17 protein-coding genes are annotated in these 19,983 nt (G+C 32.7%); 8 read left to right on the top strand and 9 right to left on the bottom strand.

What is annotated here, in order from left to right; translation table 11 throughout:
• Position 1: 1 nt before the first annotated feature.
• The 3 genes from ubiE to IW18_RS05285 form a co-directional block, all read right to left on the bottom strand.
• Positions 2–733, bottom strand: a complete 732-nt coding sequence (gene ubiE, locus IW18_RS05295; protein ID WP_041516534.1) for a bifunctional demethylmenaquinone methyltransferase/2-methoxy-6-polyprenyl-1,4-benzoquinol methylase UbiE — start codon at positions 731–733, stop codon at positions 2–4.
• Positions 734–1,300: 567 nt separating this feature from the next.
• Positions 1,301–1,783 (bottom strand): dihydrofolate reductase, encoded by a 483-nt coding sequence (locus IW18_RS05290; RefSeq protein WP_041516533.1) that lies wholly within the window; start codon positions 1,781–1,783, stop codon positions 1,301–1,303.
• An 11-nt stretch (positions 1,784–1,794) separates the two neighbouring features.
• Positions 1,795–2,148 carry a 2TM domain-containing protein gene (locus IW18_RS05285; RefSeq protein WP_041516532.1) on the bottom strand — a complete coding sequence of 118 codons (354 nt, stop codon included), beginning with the start codon at positions 2,146–2,148 and terminating at the stop codon, positions 1,795–1,797.
• A gap of 238 nt (positions 2,149–2,386) precedes the next feature.
• On the opposite strand from IW18_RS05285, the gene IW18_RS05280 reads away from it, so the two are divergent.
• The gene (locus tag IW18_RS05280) at positions 2,387–2,683 is read left to right on the top strand and encodes an isoamylase early set domain-containing protein (RefSeq protein ID WP_041516531.1); all 297 of its coding nucleotides are present in this window, start codon (positions 2,387–2,389) and stop codon (positions 2,681–2,683) included.
• Positions 2,684–2,719: 36 nt separating this feature from the next.
• On the opposite strand, the gene IW18_RS05275 is transcribed toward IW18_RS05280, so the two are convergent.
• From IW18_RS05275 to IW18_RS05260, 4 genes are all read right to left on the bottom strand, one after another.
• Positions 2,720–3,571: a thymidylate synthase gene (locus IW18_RS05275; RefSeq protein WP_041516530.1), complete on the bottom strand. Its 852-nt coding sequence runs from the start codon at positions 3,569–3,571 to the stop codon at positions 2,720–2,722.
• Between the two features lie 97 nt (positions 3,572–3,668).
• On the bottom strand, positions 3,669–4,292 hold the full coding sequence (locus IW18_RS05270) for a bifunctional nuclease family protein (protein WP_041516529.1): 624 nt from the start codon (positions 4,290–4,292) through the stop codon (positions 3,669–3,671).
• 165 nt (positions 4,293–4,457) lie between these two features.
• Positions 4,458–5,426 (bottom strand): electron transfer flavoprotein subunit alpha/FixB family protein, encoded by a 969-nt coding sequence (locus IW18_RS05265; protein ID WP_041516528.1) that lies wholly within the window; start codon positions 5,424–5,426, stop codon positions 4,458–4,460.
• 144 nt (positions 5,427–5,570) lie between these two features.
• A complete protein-coding gene (locus IW18_RS05260; RefSeq protein ID WP_041516527.1) occupies positions 5,571–6,317 on the bottom strand; it encodes an electron transfer flavoprotein subunit beta/FixA family protein in 747 nt (248 codons plus the stop codon).
• Between the two features lie 492 nt (positions 6,318–6,809).
• On the opposite strand from IW18_RS05260, the gene IW18_RS05255 reads away from it, so the two are divergent.
• The 5 genes from IW18_RS05255 (at position 6,810) to IW18_RS05235 (ending at position 14,526) form a co-directional block, all read left to right on the top strand.
• Entirely contained in the window at positions 6,810–7,787 is a 978-nt protein-coding gene (locus IW18_RS05255; protein ID WP_041516526.1) for a pyruvate dehydrogenase complex E1 component subunit beta, read from the top strand.
• Between the two features lie 68 nt (positions 7,788–7,855).
• Positions 7,856–10,357 (top strand): DUF5686 family protein, encoded by a 2,502-nt coding sequence (locus IW18_RS05250; protein WP_041516525.1) that lies wholly within the window; start codon positions 7,856–7,858, stop codon positions 10,355–10,357.
• Positions 10,358–10,602: 245 nt separating this feature from the next.
• Positions 10,603–11,202, top strand: coding sequence for a DNA-3-methyladenine glycosylase family protein (locus IW18_RS05245; RefSeq protein WP_041516524.1), 600 nt, complete (start codon positions 10,603–10,605; stop codon positions 11,200–11,202).
• 110 nt (positions 11,203–11,312) lie between these two features.
• On the top strand, positions 11,313–11,843 hold the full coding sequence (locus IW18_RS05240; RefSeq protein ID WP_026983866.1) for an inorganic diphosphatase: 531 nt from the start codon (positions 11,313–11,315) through the stop codon (positions 11,841–11,843).
• Between the two features lie 112 nt (positions 11,844–11,955).
• Positions 11,956–14,526 (top strand): sodium-translocating pyrophosphatase, encoded by a 2,571-nt coding sequence (locus IW18_RS05235; protein ID WP_041516523.1) that lies wholly within the window; start codon positions 11,956–11,958, stop codon positions 14,524–14,526.
• Positions 14,527–14,627: 101 nt separating this feature from the next.
• Here the strand turns inward: IW18_RS05235 and IW18_RS05230 are convergent, their stop codons facing one another.
• Positions 14,628–15,242 carry a deoxynucleoside kinase gene (locus IW18_RS05230; RefSeq protein ID WP_041516522.1) on the bottom strand — a complete coding sequence of 205 codons (615 nt, stop codon included), beginning with the start codon at positions 15,240–15,242 and terminating at the stop codon, positions 14,628–14,630.
• Positions 15,242–16,057 carry a hypothetical protein gene (locus IW18_RS05225; RefSeq protein WP_041516521.1) on the bottom strand — a complete coding sequence of 272 codons (816 nt, stop codon included), beginning with the start codon at positions 16,055–16,057 and terminating at the stop codon, positions 15,242–15,244. The genes IW18_RS05230 and IW18_RS05225 overlap by 1 nt, the downstream gene beginning before the upstream one ends.
• A 224-nt stretch (positions 16,058–16,281) precedes the next feature.
• Here IW18_RS05225 and IW18_RS05220 point away from each other — a divergent pair, with 224 nt between their 5' ends.
• Together IW18_RS05220 and IW18_RS05215 are read left to right on the top strand one after the other, a co-directional pair.
• Entirely contained in the window at positions 16,282–17,187 is a 906-nt protein-coding gene (locus IW18_RS05220; protein ID WP_041516520.1) for a GLPGLI family protein, read from the top strand.
• A 42-nt stretch (positions 17,188–17,229) separates the two neighbouring features.
• On the top strand, positions 17,230–19,917 hold the full coding sequence (locus IW18_RS05215; protein WP_041516519.1) for a TonB-dependent receptor: 2,688 nt from the start codon (positions 17,230–17,232) through the stop codon (positions 19,915–19,917).
• Positions 19,918–19,983: the final 66 nt, after the last annotated feature.

Here is a 19,983-nt window from a genome sequence, read left to right as displayed (position 1 = left end):
ACTATTTTTTAGATGCAGAATAAATAGTTGCAACGCCAAAAGTTTGAGGCATAGCTACAACATCTATAAACCCAATTTTTCTTAAAATATTGTTCAGCGCTTCTCCATATGGAAAAGCTGCCGCAGATTCAGACAAATAGCCATATGCAGAATTGTCTTTAGAGAATAACTTCCCGATAAGAGGCAAGATATTTTTGCTGTAAAAATTATATCCTTGCTTGTAAGGAGTTTTATCCGGTACAGAAGTTTCTAGGATTACAAATACACCATTAGGTTTTAAAACTCTCAAAATTTCAGCAAAACCTTTTTCTAAATTTTCAAAATTTCGAACTCCAAAACCAACCGTTATAGCGTCAAAATAATTATCATCAAAAGGAATTTTTTCTGAATCTCCTAAAACCAGATCGATAACATTTGATAAGCCTTTTGCTTCAACTTTCTTTTTGCCTACTTCAAGCATACCTGCTGAGATATCTAAACCAATGATTTTTTCTGCATTAGTTTGCGTCATTAAAATAGCTAAATCACCAGTTCCGGTTGCAATATCAAGAATTTTTTTTGGTTTAGTATCAGAGACAATTTTTAAGACTTTTTTGCGCCATTTTGTATCAATTCCAAATGAAATTACGCGATTTAAATTGTCATAGTTACCAGAGATGTTATCAAACATTTGGGCAACTTGCTCTTTTTTACCTAAAGAAGAGTCTTTATATGGAGTTATTTTTTCAGACATTTTTTTTATTTACGCAAATATAAACAATCTAGTTTAACTGTAATTGTGTTTTTTAATTTGTAATTAAAATGTATTTAGAAAGAGGCTCCTGATGGTTTATTAGTTGGCATCCCTAAAAGTTGGTATTGTAAAAAAATCCCTAAAAGTGGGTATTGTGTGTGGTCGATTTTATAGTCAACTTTGTCAAAGTAAAAATGATGAGATTTTAATGATTGATAATACAATGGCTTAAATCAAATGAGTGTTTTTTGCGCTAATATTCATTCGTTCTTGTAGATAGTTTTGAAAGTATTGTTCTTGGGGGTCAGTACTATTTAAGAGTGCAAAATACGTTCTTAGGATTAAATTTGTTTTTGGAAATTTTAATTTTCTTGCCTTTAATATCTTAGTGGTATTTGTTATTAAAGGCACTTTTGAGATTCGTTCTCAAATAACATTCAATGTTATTCATTTATTTCAAATGCTTATTTAGCATTTGTTATTTTTTTACAAAGCTATTTCTCGAAAGAGTCAGATGTAAAAAATCAATCGTTTTTAAAAAACATCCTCTGAAAAGAGGGTGTTTTTTTATTTTCTAATGTAAGTTTCGTAAGTGTAATCGTAAAGATGTTTTTCGTCTTTAAAGTTTTCTTCCGCTTCAACAAGTTGCCATTCACTTTCTTTGATTTTAGGAAAAAAAGCATCTGCATCAAAAGTGTGATGCACTTTAGTTATTTCTATAATGTCAGTATAAGGTAAGCCTAAGTTATAAATTTCGCCTCCACCAATGATGTAAGAATCTTCATTTTCAGGACATGCGGCAATTGCTTTTTCTATACTGTCGACAACAATACAGCCTTCTGGATGATAATCATTCTGACGTGTTATTACAATATGGACTCTATTTGGTAAAGGTTTTGGAAAACTTTCAAAAGTTTTTCTGCCCATAATAATGTGATGATTCGTAGTAAGCGATTTGAATCTTTTAAAATCATTTGGTAAATGCCAAACTAATTCATTATTTTTTCCAAGGGCATTATTTTCGGCTACAGCCGCTATCATTATAATCATGGTATTCTAAACTAAATTTTACTTTCAGTATCCTCGTTCACTCGGGATTCTAATTGACTGATTCTTTTTTGCTGTAATGCGACAAGTCTGTCAATTTGTTCTCTTTCCCATTTTTTATTCATAAATCGGTCTGTAATATAGACTTTTATAAAATGTAAAATAAAAATAAAGAACCAAATAGTAATGGCCCAAATACACCAATTTTGATCAGTTGTGGTGCCAAAACCAAAAAATCTGTTAGCAATAAATAAAAATAAACTTCCTAAAAGAAAGAGTACAAAATGAAAATATAGAATCTTCTTTTGTCTAAGTCTTCTTCTCGCGTATTCATATTGTTCATATTGTTCGTGTACTTCTTTTTCCATAAAGCGTAAATGAGATCATAAAGTTAAAATTTATTTTTAAAACACAATATTTTGATCGCATTATATTTGTTTTAAAATGAGTTACGAATCTGAATTACAAAAAATATTATGGATTTAATTACGGATACGATTAAAATAATATTCTGTTTTTGATATTATCGTAAATCGGCCAGAAGAGTATTGAATGTTTAAGTGATTTTGTTTAATTTAGATGTATAAATCTAAAAACTAAATAGTTATGTCTTTAAAGAAGCAATTTATTAAAACAAAGCCAGTATGTAAAGTAACATTTTCTGTCGAAGCTAAAGATGCAAGTTCAGCTGCGGTAGTTGGAGATTTTAACAATTGGAACGTAGAAGAAGGAACTTTGAGTAAGTTAAAAAACGGAACTTTTAAAGCGACTTATGATTTAGTTAAAGATGCAATTTACGAGTTTAAGTACGTAATCGATGGAATTTATATTAACGATCCTGAAGCCGATTCTTATAAGTGGAATGACTTTGCAGGAAGCGAAAATAGTGTTTTAGTTGTATAAAAAAAATCCGCTTATAAGCGGATTTTTTTATAAATTTTATACAGCAACACTTCCTTTTATTCCGGCATGCGGTTCATAATCTACAAGTGTAAAATCGTTATAATCAAAATCGAAAATGTTTTTAATCTCAGGATTTAAAATCATTTTTGGTAATGGTTTTGGTTCGCGTGTCAATTGCAATTCTAGTTGTTCAAAGTGATTGTTGTAAATGTGTGCATCCCCAAATGTATGAATGAATTCGCCATATTCTAAATCGCAAACCTGAGCAATCATCATAGTTAGTAATGCATAAGAAGCAATGTTAAAAGGAACTCCTAAAAATATATCAGCACTACGTTGGTATAATTGACAAGAAAGTTTCCCTTTTGTTTCTCCTTTTTCAAGATCTGGACTTGCTACGTAAAACTGAAAAAAAGCATGACAAGGAGGTAAAGCAGCTTTATTATTGGCTACATTTTCTTCGAATGATTTTTTTGTGTCAGGTAAAACACATGGATTCCAAGCCGAAACTAACATTCTTCTGCTATTTGGGTTTGTTTTTAATTCTGTAATTAATTCAGAGATCTGATCAATTTCTTCACTATTCCAATTGCGCCATTGATGACCATAAACAGGGCCTAAATCGCCGTTGGAATCTGCCCATGCATCCCAGATTTTTACTCCATTCTCCTGAAGGTATTTTATATTAGTATCGCCTTTTAAAAACCAAAGTAATTCGTAAATAATAGATTTTAGGTGTAATTTTTTAGTAGTAACCATTGGGAAACCTTCACTTAAATCAAAACGCATCTGGTAGCCAAAAACACTTTTGGTTCCCGTTCCTGTTCTATCTCCTTTTTGACAGCCATTTTCTAAAACATGCTGTACTAAATCTAAGTATTGTTTCATTGCCGTTTAATTGTTTAATCGTGGATTTGTTTAATCGTTTTTGTTTGTTTGTCTAATCGATTTAACAAATAAACAAATCAACGATTAAACGTGAGAATTATCTTTTAGAGATTTCGTCTCTAATTTTGGCTGCTTTTTCATAATCTTCTTGAGAAACTGCCTGATCTAAAAGTTCGTTTAGTTCTTGTAAAGTATGTTTTGCGTAAACATCGCCAGATTGATTTGTTTCTTCTTCATGTCCAAAAGTTTCCGGATTCGAAAGTACATCATCAATTTCCTGAGAACCCTGATCTGTTTCTGCTGTATTTGATTTTAAGTAAATACCAGCTTTATCAAGTATGTTTTTATAAGTAAAAATCGGAGCGTTAAAGCGTAAGGCTAATGCGATTGCATCAGAAGTTCTTGCGTCGATAATTTCTTCGATTTTGTCTCTTTCGCAGATCAAACTAGAATAGAATACACCATCAACAAGTTTGTGAATGATGACCTGTTTTACGACAATATCAAATCTTTCGGCGAAGTTTTTGAATAGATCGTGTGTTAATGGGCGAGGAGGTTTGATTTCTTTTTCTAATGCAATAGCAATTGATTGTGCTTCAAAAGCACCAATAACTATTGGTAATTTTCTTTCACCATCAACTTCATTCAAAATTAAGGCATAAGCGCCATTTTGAGTTTGACTGTATGAAATTCCTTTTATGGATAATTTAACTAGACTCATATATATGGGTAAAAAAGGGCAATTAATGCCTCATTTTAATACTTTTTTTGATTGGAAAATAAAGGTGCAATTTTAATCAAAAAATATGGAACAAAAAAGCCACCTAAAGCAAAGATACGATTATCTTATTTTTAGGCAGCTATATTTTTATAGAGAATTTCTAAATTAAGAGTGTTGTGCTTTAAAAGCTTTTAATTTCTCAATTAATTGTGGTACAATTTCAAAAGCATCTCCAACAACACCATAATCAGCAACTTTAAAGAAAGGAGCTTCTGGATCATTATTGATAACAACTTTTACTTTTGAAGAGTTGATTCCGGCAATATGCTGGATTGCTCCAGAAATTCCAATAGCAATATATAAGTTTGTTGCAACCGGTTTTCCTGTTTGTCCAACGTGCTCGCTATGAGGTCTCCATCCTAAGTCTGAAACCGGTTTAGAACATGCAGTTGCAGCACCAAGTACAGCAGCAAGATCTTCTACTAATCCCCAGTTTTCAGGACCTTTCAATCCACGTCCGCCAGAAACTACAACATCAGCATCAGCAATAGATACTTTTCCTGTTACTTTTTCTACAGATTCTACTTTTACTCCAAAGTCATTGTCTCCAATTGTAGGGTTAAAATCTTCTTCAGTAGCAGATCCTGCACTTTCAAAAATTCCGTAAGAGTTTTTAGCCAAGCCAAGAACTTTTACATCTGTATTGATTTCTGTAATGTTAAAAGCTTTGTTTGAGAAAGCATTTCTTTTTACCTGAAAAGGGGAAGTGCTTACCGGTAATCCAACCACATTTGAAGCAAAACCAGCGTTTAAAGCCACTGCTACTAATGATGAAAGGTAGATACTATCTGTTGTAGAAGAAAGTAAAACTACTTTTGTTCCTTCTTTTTCAGCAGCTTGTTTGATTACATCGGCGTAAGCCTTAGCAGTAAAACCTGCTAATTTGTCGTTTGTTACTTTTAACACCTTATCAACTCCGTATTTAGCTAATTCGCTTACGTCGCTAGTGTTAATAGTTAAAGCTGTAACGGTTGTTCCTAATGATTCAGCTACTTTTTTAGCGTAAGATGCTAATTCAAAAGCAACTTTTTTAAATTTTCCTTCTGCAGATTCTGCATATATTAATATTGACATAACAATTTTAGATTTTAGATTTTAGATTTCAGATTTTTGAAAATGAAATCTAAAAAGATTATTGATTTTAGATTTTGAAGTGAATCAAATGTAATTTTAGATTTTGTATTGCGTTCTGCAATCTAAAATCTAAACTCTACAATCTTAAATCACCTTAGCCTCGTTGTGTAATAAATTGATTAACTCATCTAAATTATCAGGAGAAACTAATTTCACTGCTGATTTTGGAGCTGGTTTTTCAAATTTAACCGCTTTTGTATTTACTGGAGCGTCAACTGGCTCTAGAATAGTTAAAGCTTTTGTTCTAGCAGTCATAATTCCTCTCATGTTTGGAATACGTAAATCTTTTTCTTCAACAAGACCTTTTTGACCGCCAATGATTAAAGGTAAAGTTGTACTTACAGTTTCTTTTCCACCATCGATTTCACGAACCGCTTTTACGTTGTTTCCGTCAACAGTTAAGGCTGTACAAGAGTTTAAAAAGTTAGAGCCTAAAATTCCAGCAATCATTCCAGGAACCATTCCTCCATTATAATCTAAAGATTCCTTACCAGCGATTACTAAATCGTAACCACCGTTTTTAATTACTTCAGCTAATTGTTTTGCAACGAAAAAACCATCAGTTGGATTAGCATTTACACGAATTGCTTCGTTTGCACCAATTGCCAATGCTTTACGTAAAGTTGGCTCTGTGTCAGGGCCTCCAACATTTACCACAGTTACAGTTGCGCCTTGTTGTTCTTGGAACCAAATTGCACGAGTTAAACCAAACTCATCATTAGGATTAATTACATATTGTACACCATTGGTATCAAATTCTGAATCACCATTGGAGAAGTTGATTTTTGAAGTAGTATCAGGCACGTGGCTGATGCAAACTAATATTTTCATAAGTATATATTTTGGATTTATAATATGCTTTTACAAATTTAGAATTTAATTCGGAATAATTATACTATGCATGCATAATATTTTTAAAAAACTATTACGTTTTCGCAGATTCTGAAATTATGAAGTCTTTTTATCGTGGTTCAACAGTGATAATGCAGTCAATTCAATTGATTGCTAAGGATTTTGCAAATTAAGAAGGCTGCTAAAGTGTTGAAATTTATATGTGTTCATACTACATTTTCAATTGCTACGTTATATAGATAGAATTTTGCAAAATAAGAATCAAACAAATAAAGTAGAGTTTGTCTGAAAAATGTTTTTTATGATGAAAACACACTTATTATATCGATTTCGTTAATATCACAATAATTTTTAAAAAGTTAAAAGCTTAGGTAGGGATGAAGTTCATGTGATTTTAAATGTATTTTATGCATTTAAGTTATTTAAAATATTTATTTTTGCTCTTCAGAAAATTCAACATACAATATAAATATGAGAACAATACAATTTAGAGAGGCCATTTGTGAAGCGATGAGCGAAGAAATGCGTCACGATGAATCCATATATTTAATGGGCGAAGAAGTTGCAGAATATAATGGAGCATATAAAGCTTCAAAAGGAATGCTTGCTGAGTTTGGCGAAAAAAGAGTAATTGATACTCCAATCGCAGAGCTTGGTTTTACAGGAATTGCAGTAGGATCAGCTATGAACGGTTGTCGTCCTATTGTTGAATATATGACTTTCAACTTCTGTTTAGTAGGTATTGATCAAATTATAAATAATGCTGCTAAAATGCGTCAAATGACAGGAGGACAATTTAATGTGCCTATCGTTTTTCGTGGACCAACTGCTTCTGCAGGTCAATTAGGAGCTACTCACTCTCAAGCTTTAGAAAACTGGTTTGCTAACACTCCAGGTCTTAAAGTTGTTGTGCCTTCAACTCCTTACGATGCAAAAGGACTTTTAAAAGCTGCAATTCGTGATAATGATCCTGTGATTTTCATGGAATCTGAGCAAATGTATGGTGATAAAGGTGAAGTGCCAGACGGAGAATATACAATTCCTCTTGGAGTTGCTGATGTTAAACGTGAAGGAACAGATGTAACAATCGTGTCTTTTGGTAAAATTATCAAAGAAGCTTTTATCGCTGCTGATGAATTGGCTAAAGAAGGAATTTCATGTGAAATTATCGATTTAAGAACAGTTCGTCCAATGGATAAAGATGCTATTCTTGCTTCTGTTAAAAAAACAAATCGTTTAGTAATTTTAGAAGAAGCTTGGCCATTTGCAAGTATTTCATCTGAAATCACTTATATCGTACAAGAACAAGCTTTTGATTTTCTTGATGCGCCAATTCAACGTATTACTACTGCAGATACACCTGCGCCTTACTCTCCTGTTTTACTAAAAGACTGGTTGCCAAATGCAGCTGATGTAGTAAAAGCAGTAAAAAAAGTAATGTACAAATAGTCAAATAAACAATACTCTTAAAACTTCATCAGTCATAATTAATTGATGAAGTTTTTTTTTGCCGGATTATGAAAAAAATAATTTTACTCAGCCTGTTTTTTGTACTTGTATTTGCGAGTATCGCTACTGCACAAACTAAAGTGAGTGGAATTGTTTTGGATAAATCTAAACAGCCAATTCCTTTTGCAAATATTGTTTTTAAAGGATCAAATACAGGAATCGTTTCTAATGAAGATGGTCGTTTTTATTTAGAATCGCCAAATACATATACTGCTTTGTTGGTTACTTCGGCAGGATTTTCGGATAAAGAAGTGCCCTTAGAAAAAGCAGTCAATTATAATTTTGTTATTGTTCTTAATGAAGCCGAAGTGCTTAGTGAGGTTGTAATTTATACCGGGAAAACTTCTAAGAAGAATAATCCGGCCTTAGATATATTGAGAAAAATTTGGGAAAGAAAGCGTAAAAACGGACTTTATCAGTTTGATCAATATCAAATGCAAAAGTACGAGAAAGTCGAGTTTGATATGAACACGATCGATAGTGCATTTATGAAGAATAAGCTCTTTAAAGGAATGGAGTTTATCTTTAAACACATTGATACATCTGACGTTACCGGAAAAACATACCTTCCAATTTTTATTAATGAATCTGTTTACGATGTTTATGGAGATAATAAAATAAAAAAGGTAAAAGAAAATATGACTGGAAATAAAATGTCCGGTTTTAATGGAAATCAACAAATTTTATCTTTCGTAAAAGATCTATATTCAGATTATAATATTTACGATAATCACCTTAAATTTTTTGATAAAAGTTTTACAAGTCCACTGTCAAGAACAGGAATTGACGTGTACAATTATGTATTAAAAGACAGTGCTTATATTGATAAAAAATGGTGTTATAATATTGTTTTTTATCCAAGACGTAAAAATGAACTAACCTTTAAAGGAGATTTTTGGGTTAATGATACCACTTTTGCGATCAAGAAAATTAATATGGGCGTTACTAAAAGTGCCAATATTAACTGGGTAAAAGATATTTATATAGAACAGGAATTTGACGTAGAAAACGACTCTGTTTTTTTACTGACAAGAGATTATATGATGTCTGATTTTGCTTTAAATAAAAAAGAAAAATCAAAAGGAGTTTATGGAAAACGTACCACTTTGTACAGAAACCATAAATTCAATCTTCAGAAACCTGAAAAATTTTATAAAGAAGAAGTCAATTATGTTGATAACGCAGTTTATGAGCGGCCGCCAGAGTTTTGGGACGAAAATCGCTTTGAGAAATTAAATAAAGACGAAGCGGGTATTTATAAAATGCTCGATACATTGCAGACCGTTAAACGATTTAAGCAACTCTATAGTCTCGTCTCTATTTTAGGAAGTGGTTATGTTGAGTTTAAAAACTTCGATTTTGGGCCTATTTTTTCCACATTTGGATATAATGAGGTCGAAGGCTTGAGGCTTCGTGCAGGAGGAAGAACATATTTTGGACCAAACGATCCTTGGCGTATACAAGCTTATACCGCTTATGGTTTTGATGATAATAAATTTAAATATGGAGTTTCTGGAAAATGGATGATCGATAAGAAAAATCGAATCATTATTTCTGGAGGAAATAGGCGTGATATTGAACAAATTGGAGCCAGTTTAACGACAACAAATGATATTTTAGGACGAAGTTTTGCCTCTTCGGCATTGTTCACAACGGGAAGTAATGGTAAGTTGACAAATATTAATTTAAGTAATGTTTCGTTTGAAATAGAGCCTAAAAAGAATTTTCTTATTCAAGCAGGATTGTCTTATCGTACGCTGGAGTCGGCATCGCCAACCTTTAGTTTAGATTATTACACCACTTTGCCCTCCGCAACAAACCCAACGGGCGTTATAGAAAGTAAAGTAACACAGTCTGAAGCAAATATTCAATTTGAATACATGCCCAATCGTAAAACAATTGGTTATGGAGTAGAGCGTAGTCTTGTAGATAGCCCATTTAGTCATTTCTTTGTTAACTTTAGTTATGGTTTAAAGGGAGTTTTGAATAGTGATTTCGCTTACGAGAAAATTCAAATATTCTATAAACAACCTATTATTATTGGACCATTAGGAAGATCAAATATTATTCTTGAAACAGGGAAAACCTTTGGAACAATTCCGTTAGGATTAATGAGTGTAATTCCGGGTAACCAAACTTACTTTACGATCGAAAATACGTTTAGTAACTTGAATTTCTATGAATTTGTAACAGATCAATATACAACTTTACAATGGAATCATGATTTTGGAGGAAGATTGTTTGCCAGGGTTCCGTTTATGAGAAAATTAAACTGGAGGGAATTTATTGGGGTTAGAGCTGTTCACGGAACTATTTCTGACGCCAACCGAGCTATAAATGCTTCTGGATTACCATACAATGCGCCAGAAAAAGTATATTGGGAATACAACGCCGGAATAGGAAACATCTTTAAAGTTTTTCGTATTGATTTTTCATGGAGAGGAAACTATTTAGACATGCCAGATGCTCATAAATTTGCTATAAAGGGATCTTTCGGATTCTATTTCTAATTATAAAAGGTACAAAGCATCAAAGTTACAAAGTCGCAAAGTTTTAAATTCTTTGCGGCTTTTTTTGTAGCATAATATTTGTTTCTCGCAGATTTGGCAGATTAAAGAAATTTTAATTACCATTTGAAAAGAATAAATCTGCTCAATCTGCCAAATCTGCGAGAAGCAAAACTTTGCGCCTCTGCGACTTTGCGAGAGTTGACTCCATTTTTCTTAATTTTGATTCAGTATCAAAAACTAAAGTAATGCAAGAAGCCATCGATTTTCTTTCAGCCAAAAATCCAATATTTCAGCAAATCATCGATAAATATGGATTGCCGCCAATACCAAAACGGCCACAAGGTTTTGAGACCTTAGTATTGCTAATACTCGAACAACAGGTTTCTATAGATTCGGCGAAAGCCACCTTTTTAAAAATTAAAGCTTTTACGATTTGTAATCCAGAAGCAATGTCGGTTTTATCAGATGAGGACTTTCGAGCATTGGGTGTAAGCCGGCAAAAAACGAAATACATCAAAATCTTGGCCAGTGCCATTTTAAACAAAGAGTTAGATATTGAAAGTCTAGCAACAAAATCTGCAAAACAAGTTAGAGAAGAACTCATAAAGCTAAAAGGAATTGGGAATTGGACGATCGATATTTATCTCATGTTTTGTCTGCAAGAGCCAGATTTGATTCCGCTAGGAGATATTGCAGTGGTAAATACAATCAAAGAATTACTGGATATTCATGACAGAAATGAAATGGAAATTCACGCGCAACAATGGAGTCCTTATCGATCTTATGCTACATATTTACTTTGGCATTATTACTTAAACAAGCGTAATAGGAAAATTACATATTAACTGTCTGTTATTTAAAAGAAAAGTGTGTAGATAAATGTAGTTTTTTATTGTAAAAAAGGATTCTTTAGTTACTTTTGCAATCGAAATTATAGAAAAAATAAAAAACGAAAATGACCGCAGACAAACTAACGACTTTCGATGTATTAATCGAAATACCAAGAGGAAGCAGAAATAAATATGAGTACGATTTTGAAATCAAAAGAATGCGTTTTGACAGAATGTTGTTCTCGTCAATGATGTATCCAGCTGATTACGGATTTATTCCTGAAACTTTAGCTCTTGATGGTGATCCTCTTGATGTATTGGTTTTGATTAACGAACCAACTTTTCCTGGATGTGTTATAGAAGTAAAACCAATTGGGGTTTTTCATATGGCAGATGACAAAGGACCAGACGAAAAAATCATTTGTGTACCAGTTTCAGATCCAATCTGGAATTCATTAAATGATCTTTCAGATATTAACGGACATTTATTGAAAGAAATCGAGCATTTCTTCCAAGTTTACAAAGATCTTGAAAACAAACAAGTAGATGTTGAAGGTTGGGGAGATGTAAACGAAGCATTTGCAATTATTGCTGAGTGTACTAAGCGTTTTAACGATATTGAAAACAAACCAGAAGGATTATTTAGTATTAAATAATTTTTGCATTCATATTTTATAAAAAAAGCAATACTCCGTTAGGAGTATTGCTTTTTTGTTTAAATTCGTTTTAGTTAGTTTATTGACTATTAACCAAAACCATTAAAATATTATGAATGCATTTATGATTTATTTGCCAATTGTAATGGCAATTATAGGATTACTTTTCATGGGAATAAAAAGGACTTGGGTTTTAAAACAAGATGCTGGCGATGGCAAAATGAAAGAAATCTCAGATCACATTTACGAAGGCGCACTTGCCTTTTTAAAAGCAGAATATAAATTATTGACAATTTTCGTAATCATCGCAAGTATTGCTTTGGCGGGAATTACTTTTATTCCTGGAGTTAAAACGCATTTATTAATAGTTGTTGCATTTATTTTTGGAGCATTTTTTTCGGCTTTGGCCGGAAATATGGGAATGAAAATAGCAACCAAAACAAATGTTAGAACAACTCAGGCAGCACGTACTAGTTTACCTCAAGCTTTAAAAGTTTCTTTTGGAGGAGGAACAGTAATGGGACTTGGAGTTGCTGGTTTAGCGGTTTTAGGTTTAACTACTTTTTTTATAATCTTCTTTAATTTATTGTCTGGCGGAGTTTGGAAAGATACCGAGACAATGACAGTTGTTCTAGAGACTTTGGCGGGATTTTCGTTGGGCGCAGAGTCAATTGCGTTGTTTGCCAGAGTTGGAGGCGGAATCTACACAAAAGCAGCCGATGTTGGTGCTGATTTAGTAGGTAAAGTCGAAGCTGGAATTCCAGAAGATGATCCTCGTAATCCGGCAACAATTGCAGATAATGTTGGAGATAATGTTGGAGACGTTGCGGGTATGGGTGCCGATTTGTTTGGATCGTATGTAGCAACAGTTTTGGCAGCGATGGTTTTAGGAAACTACGTTATCAAAGATATGGGTGGAAATATTCAAGATGCTTTTGGTGGAATTGGACCAATTTTATTACCTATGGCAATCGCCGGTTTCGGAATTTTATTTTCAATAATAGGAACGACTTTGGTGAAAATATCAGATGATAATGCCAAAGAAGCACAAGTGCAAAAAGCATTAAATATAGGAAACTGGGTTTCGATTGTGTTAACTGCAATCGCTTGTTTTTTCTTAGTACAACATATGTTGCCTGAGACAATGCAAATGACTTTTTTTGGAGAAGGTTCTAAGGCCATTTCTTCAATGCGTGTTTTTTATGCCACTTTGGTTGGATTGGTAGTTGGTGGAGCTATTTCATCGGTAACAGAATATTATACAGGATTAGGTACAAAACCAGTTATGGCAATTGTTCAAAAATCATCTACAGGAGCAGGAACAAACGTAATTGCAGGTTTGGCAACGGGTATGATTTCTACGTTTCCAACAGTATTATTATTTGCAGCTGCAATCTGGGTTTCATATGCATTAGCAGGGTTTTATGGAGTGGCGCTAGCAGCTTCTGCAATGATGGCAACAACAGCCATGCAATTAGCAATTGATGCTTTTGGACCAATCTCTGACAATGCCGGAGGAATTGCTGAAATGAGCGAATTACCAAAAGAAGTTCGTACAAGAACAGATATTTTAGATTCAGTTGGAAATACTACAGCAGCGACAGGAAAAGGTTTTGCGATTGCATCTGCAGCATTAACCTCTTTGGCTTTGTTTGCAGCCTATGTTACTTTTACGGGAATTGATGGAATTAATATTTTTAAAGCGCCAGTTTTAGCGATGCTATTTGTAGGCGGAATGATTCCGGTAGTTTTCTCTGCTTTAGCGATGAATTCAGTTGGAAAAGCAGCAATGGATATGGTATATGAAGTTCGTCGTCAGTTTAAGGAAATTCCGGGAATTATGGAAGGAACCGGAAAACCGGAATACGGAAAATGCGTTGAGATATCTACAAAAGCAGCTTTACGTGAAATGATGCTACCAGGAATCTTAACGATTGGTTTCCCAATTGCAATTGTACTTTTAGGAAAATTAGTTTACGCAGACAACAATCAGTTAATTGCTGAAATGTTGGGCGGATATATGGCAGGAGTGACAGTTTCTGGAGTTCTTTGGGCAGTTTTTCAAAACAATGCTGGAGGTGCTTGGGATAATGCTAAAAAATCTTTTGAAGCAGGAGTCTTAATCAATGGTGAAATGACATATAAAGGTTCTGATGCACACAAAGCAGCTGTAACCGGAGATACAGTTGGAGATCCTTTTAAAGATACTTCAGGGCCGTCAATGAACATCTTGATTAAATTGACTTGTTTGATTGGTCTTGTAATTGCTCCAATTTTAGGTGAAGGACATTCGACATCGGCAATGACAGAAAAAGGTTCTTGTTGTGCAAAAACAGAAATGCATGTTGCTGGAAATTCGGCTAAATGCGATATGTCAAAAATGGCAACAATGACTAAGGAAGAATGTGCACAGATGTGCAAAGAAAAAGGATGTACACCTGAGGAAACTGCAAAATGTTTAGCGAATTATGATGCCAACGGAAAGTATATACACCAAAAAACCGATTGTTTTGATACAACAAAATACAGTAAAACCACTACGGAAGGAGTTCGTGTAGAAATTGTAAATTTAAATGGTCAGGTAGTTGGAACTGTTATAACAACTAAAAATGGTAAAGTTGATACGAAGGTTTTTAAAGGTACAGAAAAGGAAGTTAATGCTCAAATCGACGCTTTGAAATAAGAAAATAACTTAGTGATACTGACAAATTTTTAAAACAAAAAATGCCTCTAAAAATATTTAGAGGCATTTTTTTATTTGTGTAAATTAGTGAAATTCGTGTTCTAGAATAAACCGTTTAATTCAGCATCAATTCTATTAATGATGTTTCCTAAATCTTCGGGATTATCAACAAAGTTAATGTTGTCAACATCGATAATCAATAGTTTACCTTTAGTATAAGTTTGAACCCAAGCTTCGTATCTTTCGTTCAAACGACTTAAATAATCAATAGAGATTGAATTTTCGTAATCACGTCCGCGTTTATGAATCTGTCCCACTAAATTAGGGATAGAACTTCTTAAATAAATCAATAAATCCGGAGCTTTTACCAAAGATTCCATTAACTCAAAAAGAGATGTGTAATTTTCGAAATCACGGCTTGTCATTAAACCCATCGAATATAAGTTGGGAGCAAAAATATAAGCATCTTCATAAATCGTTCTGTCCTGAATGATTTTCTTTCCGCTTTCGCGAATTTGCAATACCTGACGAAAACGACTGTTTAAGAAATAAATTTGCAAATTAAACGACCAGCGTTCCATTTGATGGTAAAAATCATCTAAATAAGGATTGTCAACTACATCTTCATAATGTGGTTCCCATTTAAAATGTTTCGCCAATAATTTAGTTAAAGTTGTTTTTCCGGCCCCTATGTTTCCTGCTATTGCTATGTGCATTACGGTGTTACGATTTTATAATTTGTTATTTCTTTAGTTGTAAAAATAGATAAAATTTGGTCTTTGTAGCAGAATTTGTCGAATGATTTTTCTAAAATTTCAATTTCCGAAAAACCATTTGAATTTGTACTTGTAATGTCTTTAAAATACAACAAATTAACTTTGCTAAAAAGATATTGATGATTGTTAATTATTTCAATCGAATCAAAATCAGCAACTTTTCCTAAAGAAGATACTTTTCCAAAAATATCACATGAAAACCAATTGTTTTTTTTATCAATCCAATAAAAAGTATTGAAATCTGTTTGATAATATTTTATGGTTTCTATAAAAGGCGTTGAAACCGTTTTATATTCATTTTTTAAGTAATCGAAAAGACCAATTTGTTGGTTTAAAGTGTTGAAAATCCAAAGTTGATTTTGCGTTGACATTCCAATTGCCGAAACTACAATAGGCGTATTATTTAAAGAAAAATTAATCTCAGTAATTTTATTCAATTGATTGTCCAGTAAAACTACAGTATTAAAATCTTCATAGAACAATACTATTTTAAGAGGGTTTTGTAAATCGACTTTTGTGATTTTTCCTAGCGAAACATTTTTATACTCAAACAGCTCCTTTCCTTTTATTTTGCTAAAAACGTTGTTTGTTATTTGATAGTAATAACCAAAAGAGTCAAAACCTAAAAAATCATCTGTATCATTTGTAAAATGAGAGATTAGAGTTGCTTTTAGTTTTGGATTTTGCGAAAAAACAACTGAAAAAGAGCAGACGATAAATAAAAGACATAAAAAAGTATGTGCCGTTTTGCTCATAAGATTAGGTTTGTAAACAGCCAAATTACAAAAAACAACAGAACAAATTGTTTAAATTATTCGAGAATTAACTTTAAAACCTTATTAAATCATAACGGTCTAACTAATAGCAGGTTTTGTCTATATCTTACAGGTGTTGATATATTTAACGCTCTATAATTTAAAAATAAATAATACATTTGAGTGTGAGTTTTAGTGGCTTACTCAATTTTAAAGAAAACGAAATGAAAAAAGGGTTTTATTATATTTTCTTGATGTTTGCGTTTACTCAAATGCAGGCGCAAAAAGATTTTCAGGGAATGGCGGTTTACGAATCGAAAACACAAGCGCCAAAATTTGATGGGATCAGAAGTAACCGAGACATCACACCCGAGATGCAAAAGAACATGGAGGAGCGAATGAAAAAAATGCTGGAGAAAACCTTTATTCTGAATTTTGATAAATCAGCATCAATTTATAAAGAAGAAGAAAAACTGGAAGCTCCTGGACAGCAGGGAGGCGGAATGCGTATTATGATGAATTCGTTTATGGGCGGAGGCGGAACTTTTTACAAAGATGTAAAAACCAAGTCGTATACTGTAGATAAAGAATTTATGGGTAAAGAATTTTTGGTAGTAGATTCTTTGCCAAAATTAAACTGGAAATTAGAACAAGAAACCAAACAAATTGGCGGTTATACTTGCTACAAAGCAACGGCAGTAAAAGAAGCCAGTAAAACGGACTTTAGAAATTTTAGACCTAAAAATAACGACGACAAAAAGCCTGAAGAGAAGAAGGTCGATGCGAAAAAAACTTCGGGAGAAACAAAAACTAATTTTGAAGACAACTTTGAAATGCCAAAAGAAATTGTTGTTACAGCATGGTATTCGCCAGAAATTCCAGTAAATCAAGGTCCAGAAAACTATTGGGGTTTACCTGGTTTAATTTTAGAAGTAAACGATGGCAAAACAACTATTTTGTGTTCTAAAATTGTTTTGAATGCCAAAGATAAAGTAGAAATAAAACCATCTAAAAAAGGAAAGGTTATTTCGCAAAAAGATTATGATGAAACTGTAATTAAAAAAATGAAAGAGTTTAGAGAAATGAATGGCGGACGTCCAGGTGGGCCTCCTCCTATGATGGGAAGATAAGAACTTCGGATTCTGAAATTTATTTATTCTAAAGCTTTTTTAATGAACAAGATACTTTGTTTCTTCGCTATTTTATGCACTTGTGTTTCCTTTTCGCAAAGTGTACGTTTTGATGGTTTTATTCAGGACGAACAGAAAAATCCGTTGGAAATGGCTAATATTATGGCAATAAACGTTGCTACAAAAGCAATGGATTCGTACGGAATTACCAATGATAAAGGTAGGTTTCAATTGACCTTAAAACCCAATACCTCTTATTCTGTTAAAGTGAGTTATCTGGGGATGAAATCGAAGGAAATTGTAATTTCGACAAAAGCAGAAAATATCGTTCAGAATATTGTGATGGATGATGCAGGAATCGAACTCGCTGGCGTAGAAATTGTTCGTGAAATGCCAGTTTCCATAAAAGGGGATACAATTGTATATAATGCAGATTCTTTTAAATCTGGAACTGAAAAAAAATTAGAAGATGTCCTGAAAAAGCTTCCGGGAGTTGAGGTAAATGCTGATGGCGAAATAGAAGTTGAAGGAAAAAAGGTGAGTAAATTAATGGTCGAAGGAAAAGACTTTTTTGACGGAGATACTAAACTTGGTGTAAAAAATATTCCTGCAGATGCGATTGATAAAATTCAGGTTCTTAGAAATTATAACGAAGTTGGCGCATTAAAAGGTTTAGAAAATGATCAGGATAATGTGGCCATGAATATTAAATTGAAAGAGGGAAAAAAGAATTTTTGGTTTGGAGATGTTACTGCCGGAATTGGAGTTGCAGAGCTAGATAGCCGTTATATTATAAATCCAAAACTATTTTATTATAGTCCAAAATACAGTATAAATTTAATTACTAATTTTAATAATATTGGTGAATTGCCACTTACGGCTCAGGATTATTTTAAGTTTACAGGTGGATTTAAAAATTTGGCCAAAAAAGGAGGAAGTAATTTTAATGTTTCTTCGAATGATTTGGGAATTTCGATTTTGAGAAATAACCGCGCCAAAGAAATTGAAACCAAATTTGGAGCAACAAACTTCGCGTATTCTGTTACAAAAGCATGGAATATAAGTGGATTTGGAATTCTTTCTACATCAAAAACAGATCTTGAAACCAAATCTCAAACTACAATTTTAGATTCTGGAGATCAGCAAAAACGTGATGAATTAACGCATCAAAAAAATAATCTTGGACTTTTTAAACTGAGTTCAACTTATAAACCCAATGATAAGTTTCAGTTTGATTATGATATCTTAACCAAGATATCCAAACAAAATGAAAATACTGATTTGTTGCGTGAATCTATTGTAAGTAACGTCTCGACAACAGAAACTATTTTTACCAATAAAAAACAAGACCCAACATCTATAAATCAAAATCTGAGTTTGTATTATACGCAGAGCCCAAAGAATATTTTTGCTTTTGAAATGCAACACTTATATCAAGACGAAAATCCTTTTTATAATGCCAATTTGCGCACACAGCCTTTTGATTTATCTGGTTATACTTCAGGTCAGCAAAGAAATGATCTTAATCAGGATCGTTTTGTTAAAACCAATAAACTCGATGCCAAATTGGATTACTATTATATGGTAACACCAAAAAGCAACATCAATATCACGCTTGGAAACACCTTTTCTTATCAGGATTTTAATTCGCATATTTTTCAGATGTTAGATAACGGAAGTAAAAATGATTTGAATAATCCGGAAAATAACAATCAGGTAAATTATAATTTCAATGACACATTTTTAGGATTTCATTATAAAATTCTAACTGGAAAATTTACCTTAACTCCGGGTGTTAGCGTGCATTCGTACACCATGAAAAACACCCAATTGGGAACAGATTATTCACAGAATTTTACAAAAGTATTGCCTGATTTATTTGCTTTATATCAAATCAAGAAATCAGAAACATTGACCTATAATTTTTCGTTAACAAATGATTTTACAGATATTAATCAATTGGCAGCGGGTTATGTTTTATCAGATTATAGTAGTTTGTTTAGAGGAAATCGCTATCTCGAAAATGCCACTTCGCAAGTGCATTCGTTGCGTTATTTCAAATACAATATGTTCAACTTTGAGAATATTTTTGCCAATGCAACTTATACAAAAAAAGTAGATGCAATTAAAACCAGCGCCGATTTTACGGGAATTAATCAGTCATCATCGCCTTATAATTCTAATTTGGCCGATGAAACTTTTACCGGAATGGGAAATTACGGTCGTTCGTTTTTAAAGAATTATAAAGCCTCAGTCAATGCAAGTTTCAACTGGTCAAAATTTAATAATATCCAAAATAATGAATTAAGCACAACCGAAAGTTTTGTGCAGAGTTATACCGTAAAAGCATCAACAAACTATAAAAATGCCCCGAATATTGAATTTGGCTACAATGCCTTAATTAATAAATACAGCGGTTCAACTTATTATACAGACAAGCCTTTTGCAAGATTAGATTATTACTTTTTGAATAGTTTTTCGTTTGTTTCTGAATATGAATTTTATCATTATTATAACGGGAATAAAACAGTCAATAATGAATATGACTTTTTGAGCGCCAGCTTAATTTATCAAAAAAAGAATAGTAAATGGGAGTACAAAGTTTCGGCAACAAACCTCTTAAATACTACTTATCTTAACGACGATAGCTTCTCGCAATTCTCGACAAGAGTTTCTCAATACACTGTACAGCCGAGGTATATTATCTTTTCGATGAAATATAATTTATAGTACTTTGATTACATATTTTTTTGTTTTTAGAGAGTTTATTTCGACTAGAATCAAATATCTTTGCGC

This window comes from Flavobacterium hibernum, from assembly GCF_000832125.1.
GTDB lineage: Bacteria > Bacteroidota > Bacteroidia > Flavobacteriales > Flavobacteriaceae > Flavobacterium > Flavobacterium hibernum.
The sequence above is the reverse complement of the archived record's forward strand: the minus strand, read 5'-3'. Positions and strand labels throughout refer to the sequence as shown.

Coding starts and splice junctions, on each gene's coding strand:
- IW18_RS05270 (WP_041516529.1), bottom strand. CDS start 4,292: ATGAGTCTAGTTAAATTATCCATAAAAGGAATTTCATACAGTCAAACT.
- IW18_RS05285 (WP_041516532.1), bottom strand. CDS start 2,148: ATGGAAAAAGAAGTACACGAACAATATGAACAATATGAATACGCGAGA.
- IW18_RS05250 (WP_041516525.1), top strand. CDS start 7,856: ATGAAAAAAATAATTTTACTCAGCCTGTTTTTTGTACTTGTATTTGCG.
- IW18_RS05255 (WP_041516526.1), top strand. CDS start 6,810: ATGAGAACAATACAATTTAGAGAGGCCATTTGTGAAGCGATGAGCGAA.
- IW18_RS05260 (WP_041516527.1), bottom strand. CDS start 6,317: ATGAAAATATTAGTTTGCATCAGCCACGTGCCTGATACTACTTCAAAA.
- IW18_RS05225 (WP_041516521.1), bottom strand. CDS start 16,057: ATGAGCAAAACGGCACATACTTTTTTATGTCTTTTATTTATCGTCTGC.
- ubiE (WP_041516534.1), bottom strand. CDS start 733: ATGTCTGAAAAAATAACTCCATATAAAGACTCTTCTTTAGGTAAAAAA.
- IW18_RS05230 (WP_041516522.1), bottom strand. CDS start 15,242: ATGCACATAGCAATAGCAGGAAACATAGGGGCCGGAAAAACAACTTTA.
- IW18_RS05215 (WP_041516519.1), top strand. CDS start 17,230: ATGAACAAGATACTTTGTTTCTTCGCTATTTTATGCACTTGTGTTTCC.
- IW18_RS05220 (WP_041516520.1), top strand. CDS start 16,282: ATGAAAAAAGGGTTTTATTATATTTTCTTGATGTTTGCGTTTACTCAA.
- IW18_RS05265 (WP_041516528.1), bottom strand. CDS start 5,426: ATGTCAATATTAATATATGCAGAATCTGCAGAAGGAAAATTTAAAAAA.
- IW18_RS05245 (WP_041516524.1), top strand. CDS start 10,603: ATGCAAGAAGCCATCGATTTTCTTTCAGCCAAAAATCCAATATTTCAG.
- IW18_RS05280 (WP_041516531.1), top strand. CDS start 2,387: ATGTCTTTAAAGAAGCAATTTATTAAAACAAAGCCAGTATGTAAAGTA.
- IW18_RS05290 (WP_041516533.1), bottom strand. CDS start 1,783: ATGATTATAATGATAGCGGCTGTAGCCGAAAATAATGCCCTTGGAAAA.
- IW18_RS05275 (WP_041516530.1), bottom strand. CDS start 3,571: ATGAAACAATACTTAGATTTAGTACAGCATGTTTTAGAAAATGGCTGT.
- IW18_RS05240 (WP_026983866.1), top strand. CDS start 11,313: ATGACCGCAGACAAACTAACGACTTTCGATGTATTAATCGAAATACCA.
- IW18_RS05235 (WP_041516523.1), top strand. CDS start 11,956: ATGAATGCATTTATGATTTATTTGCCAATTGTAATGGCAATTATAGGA.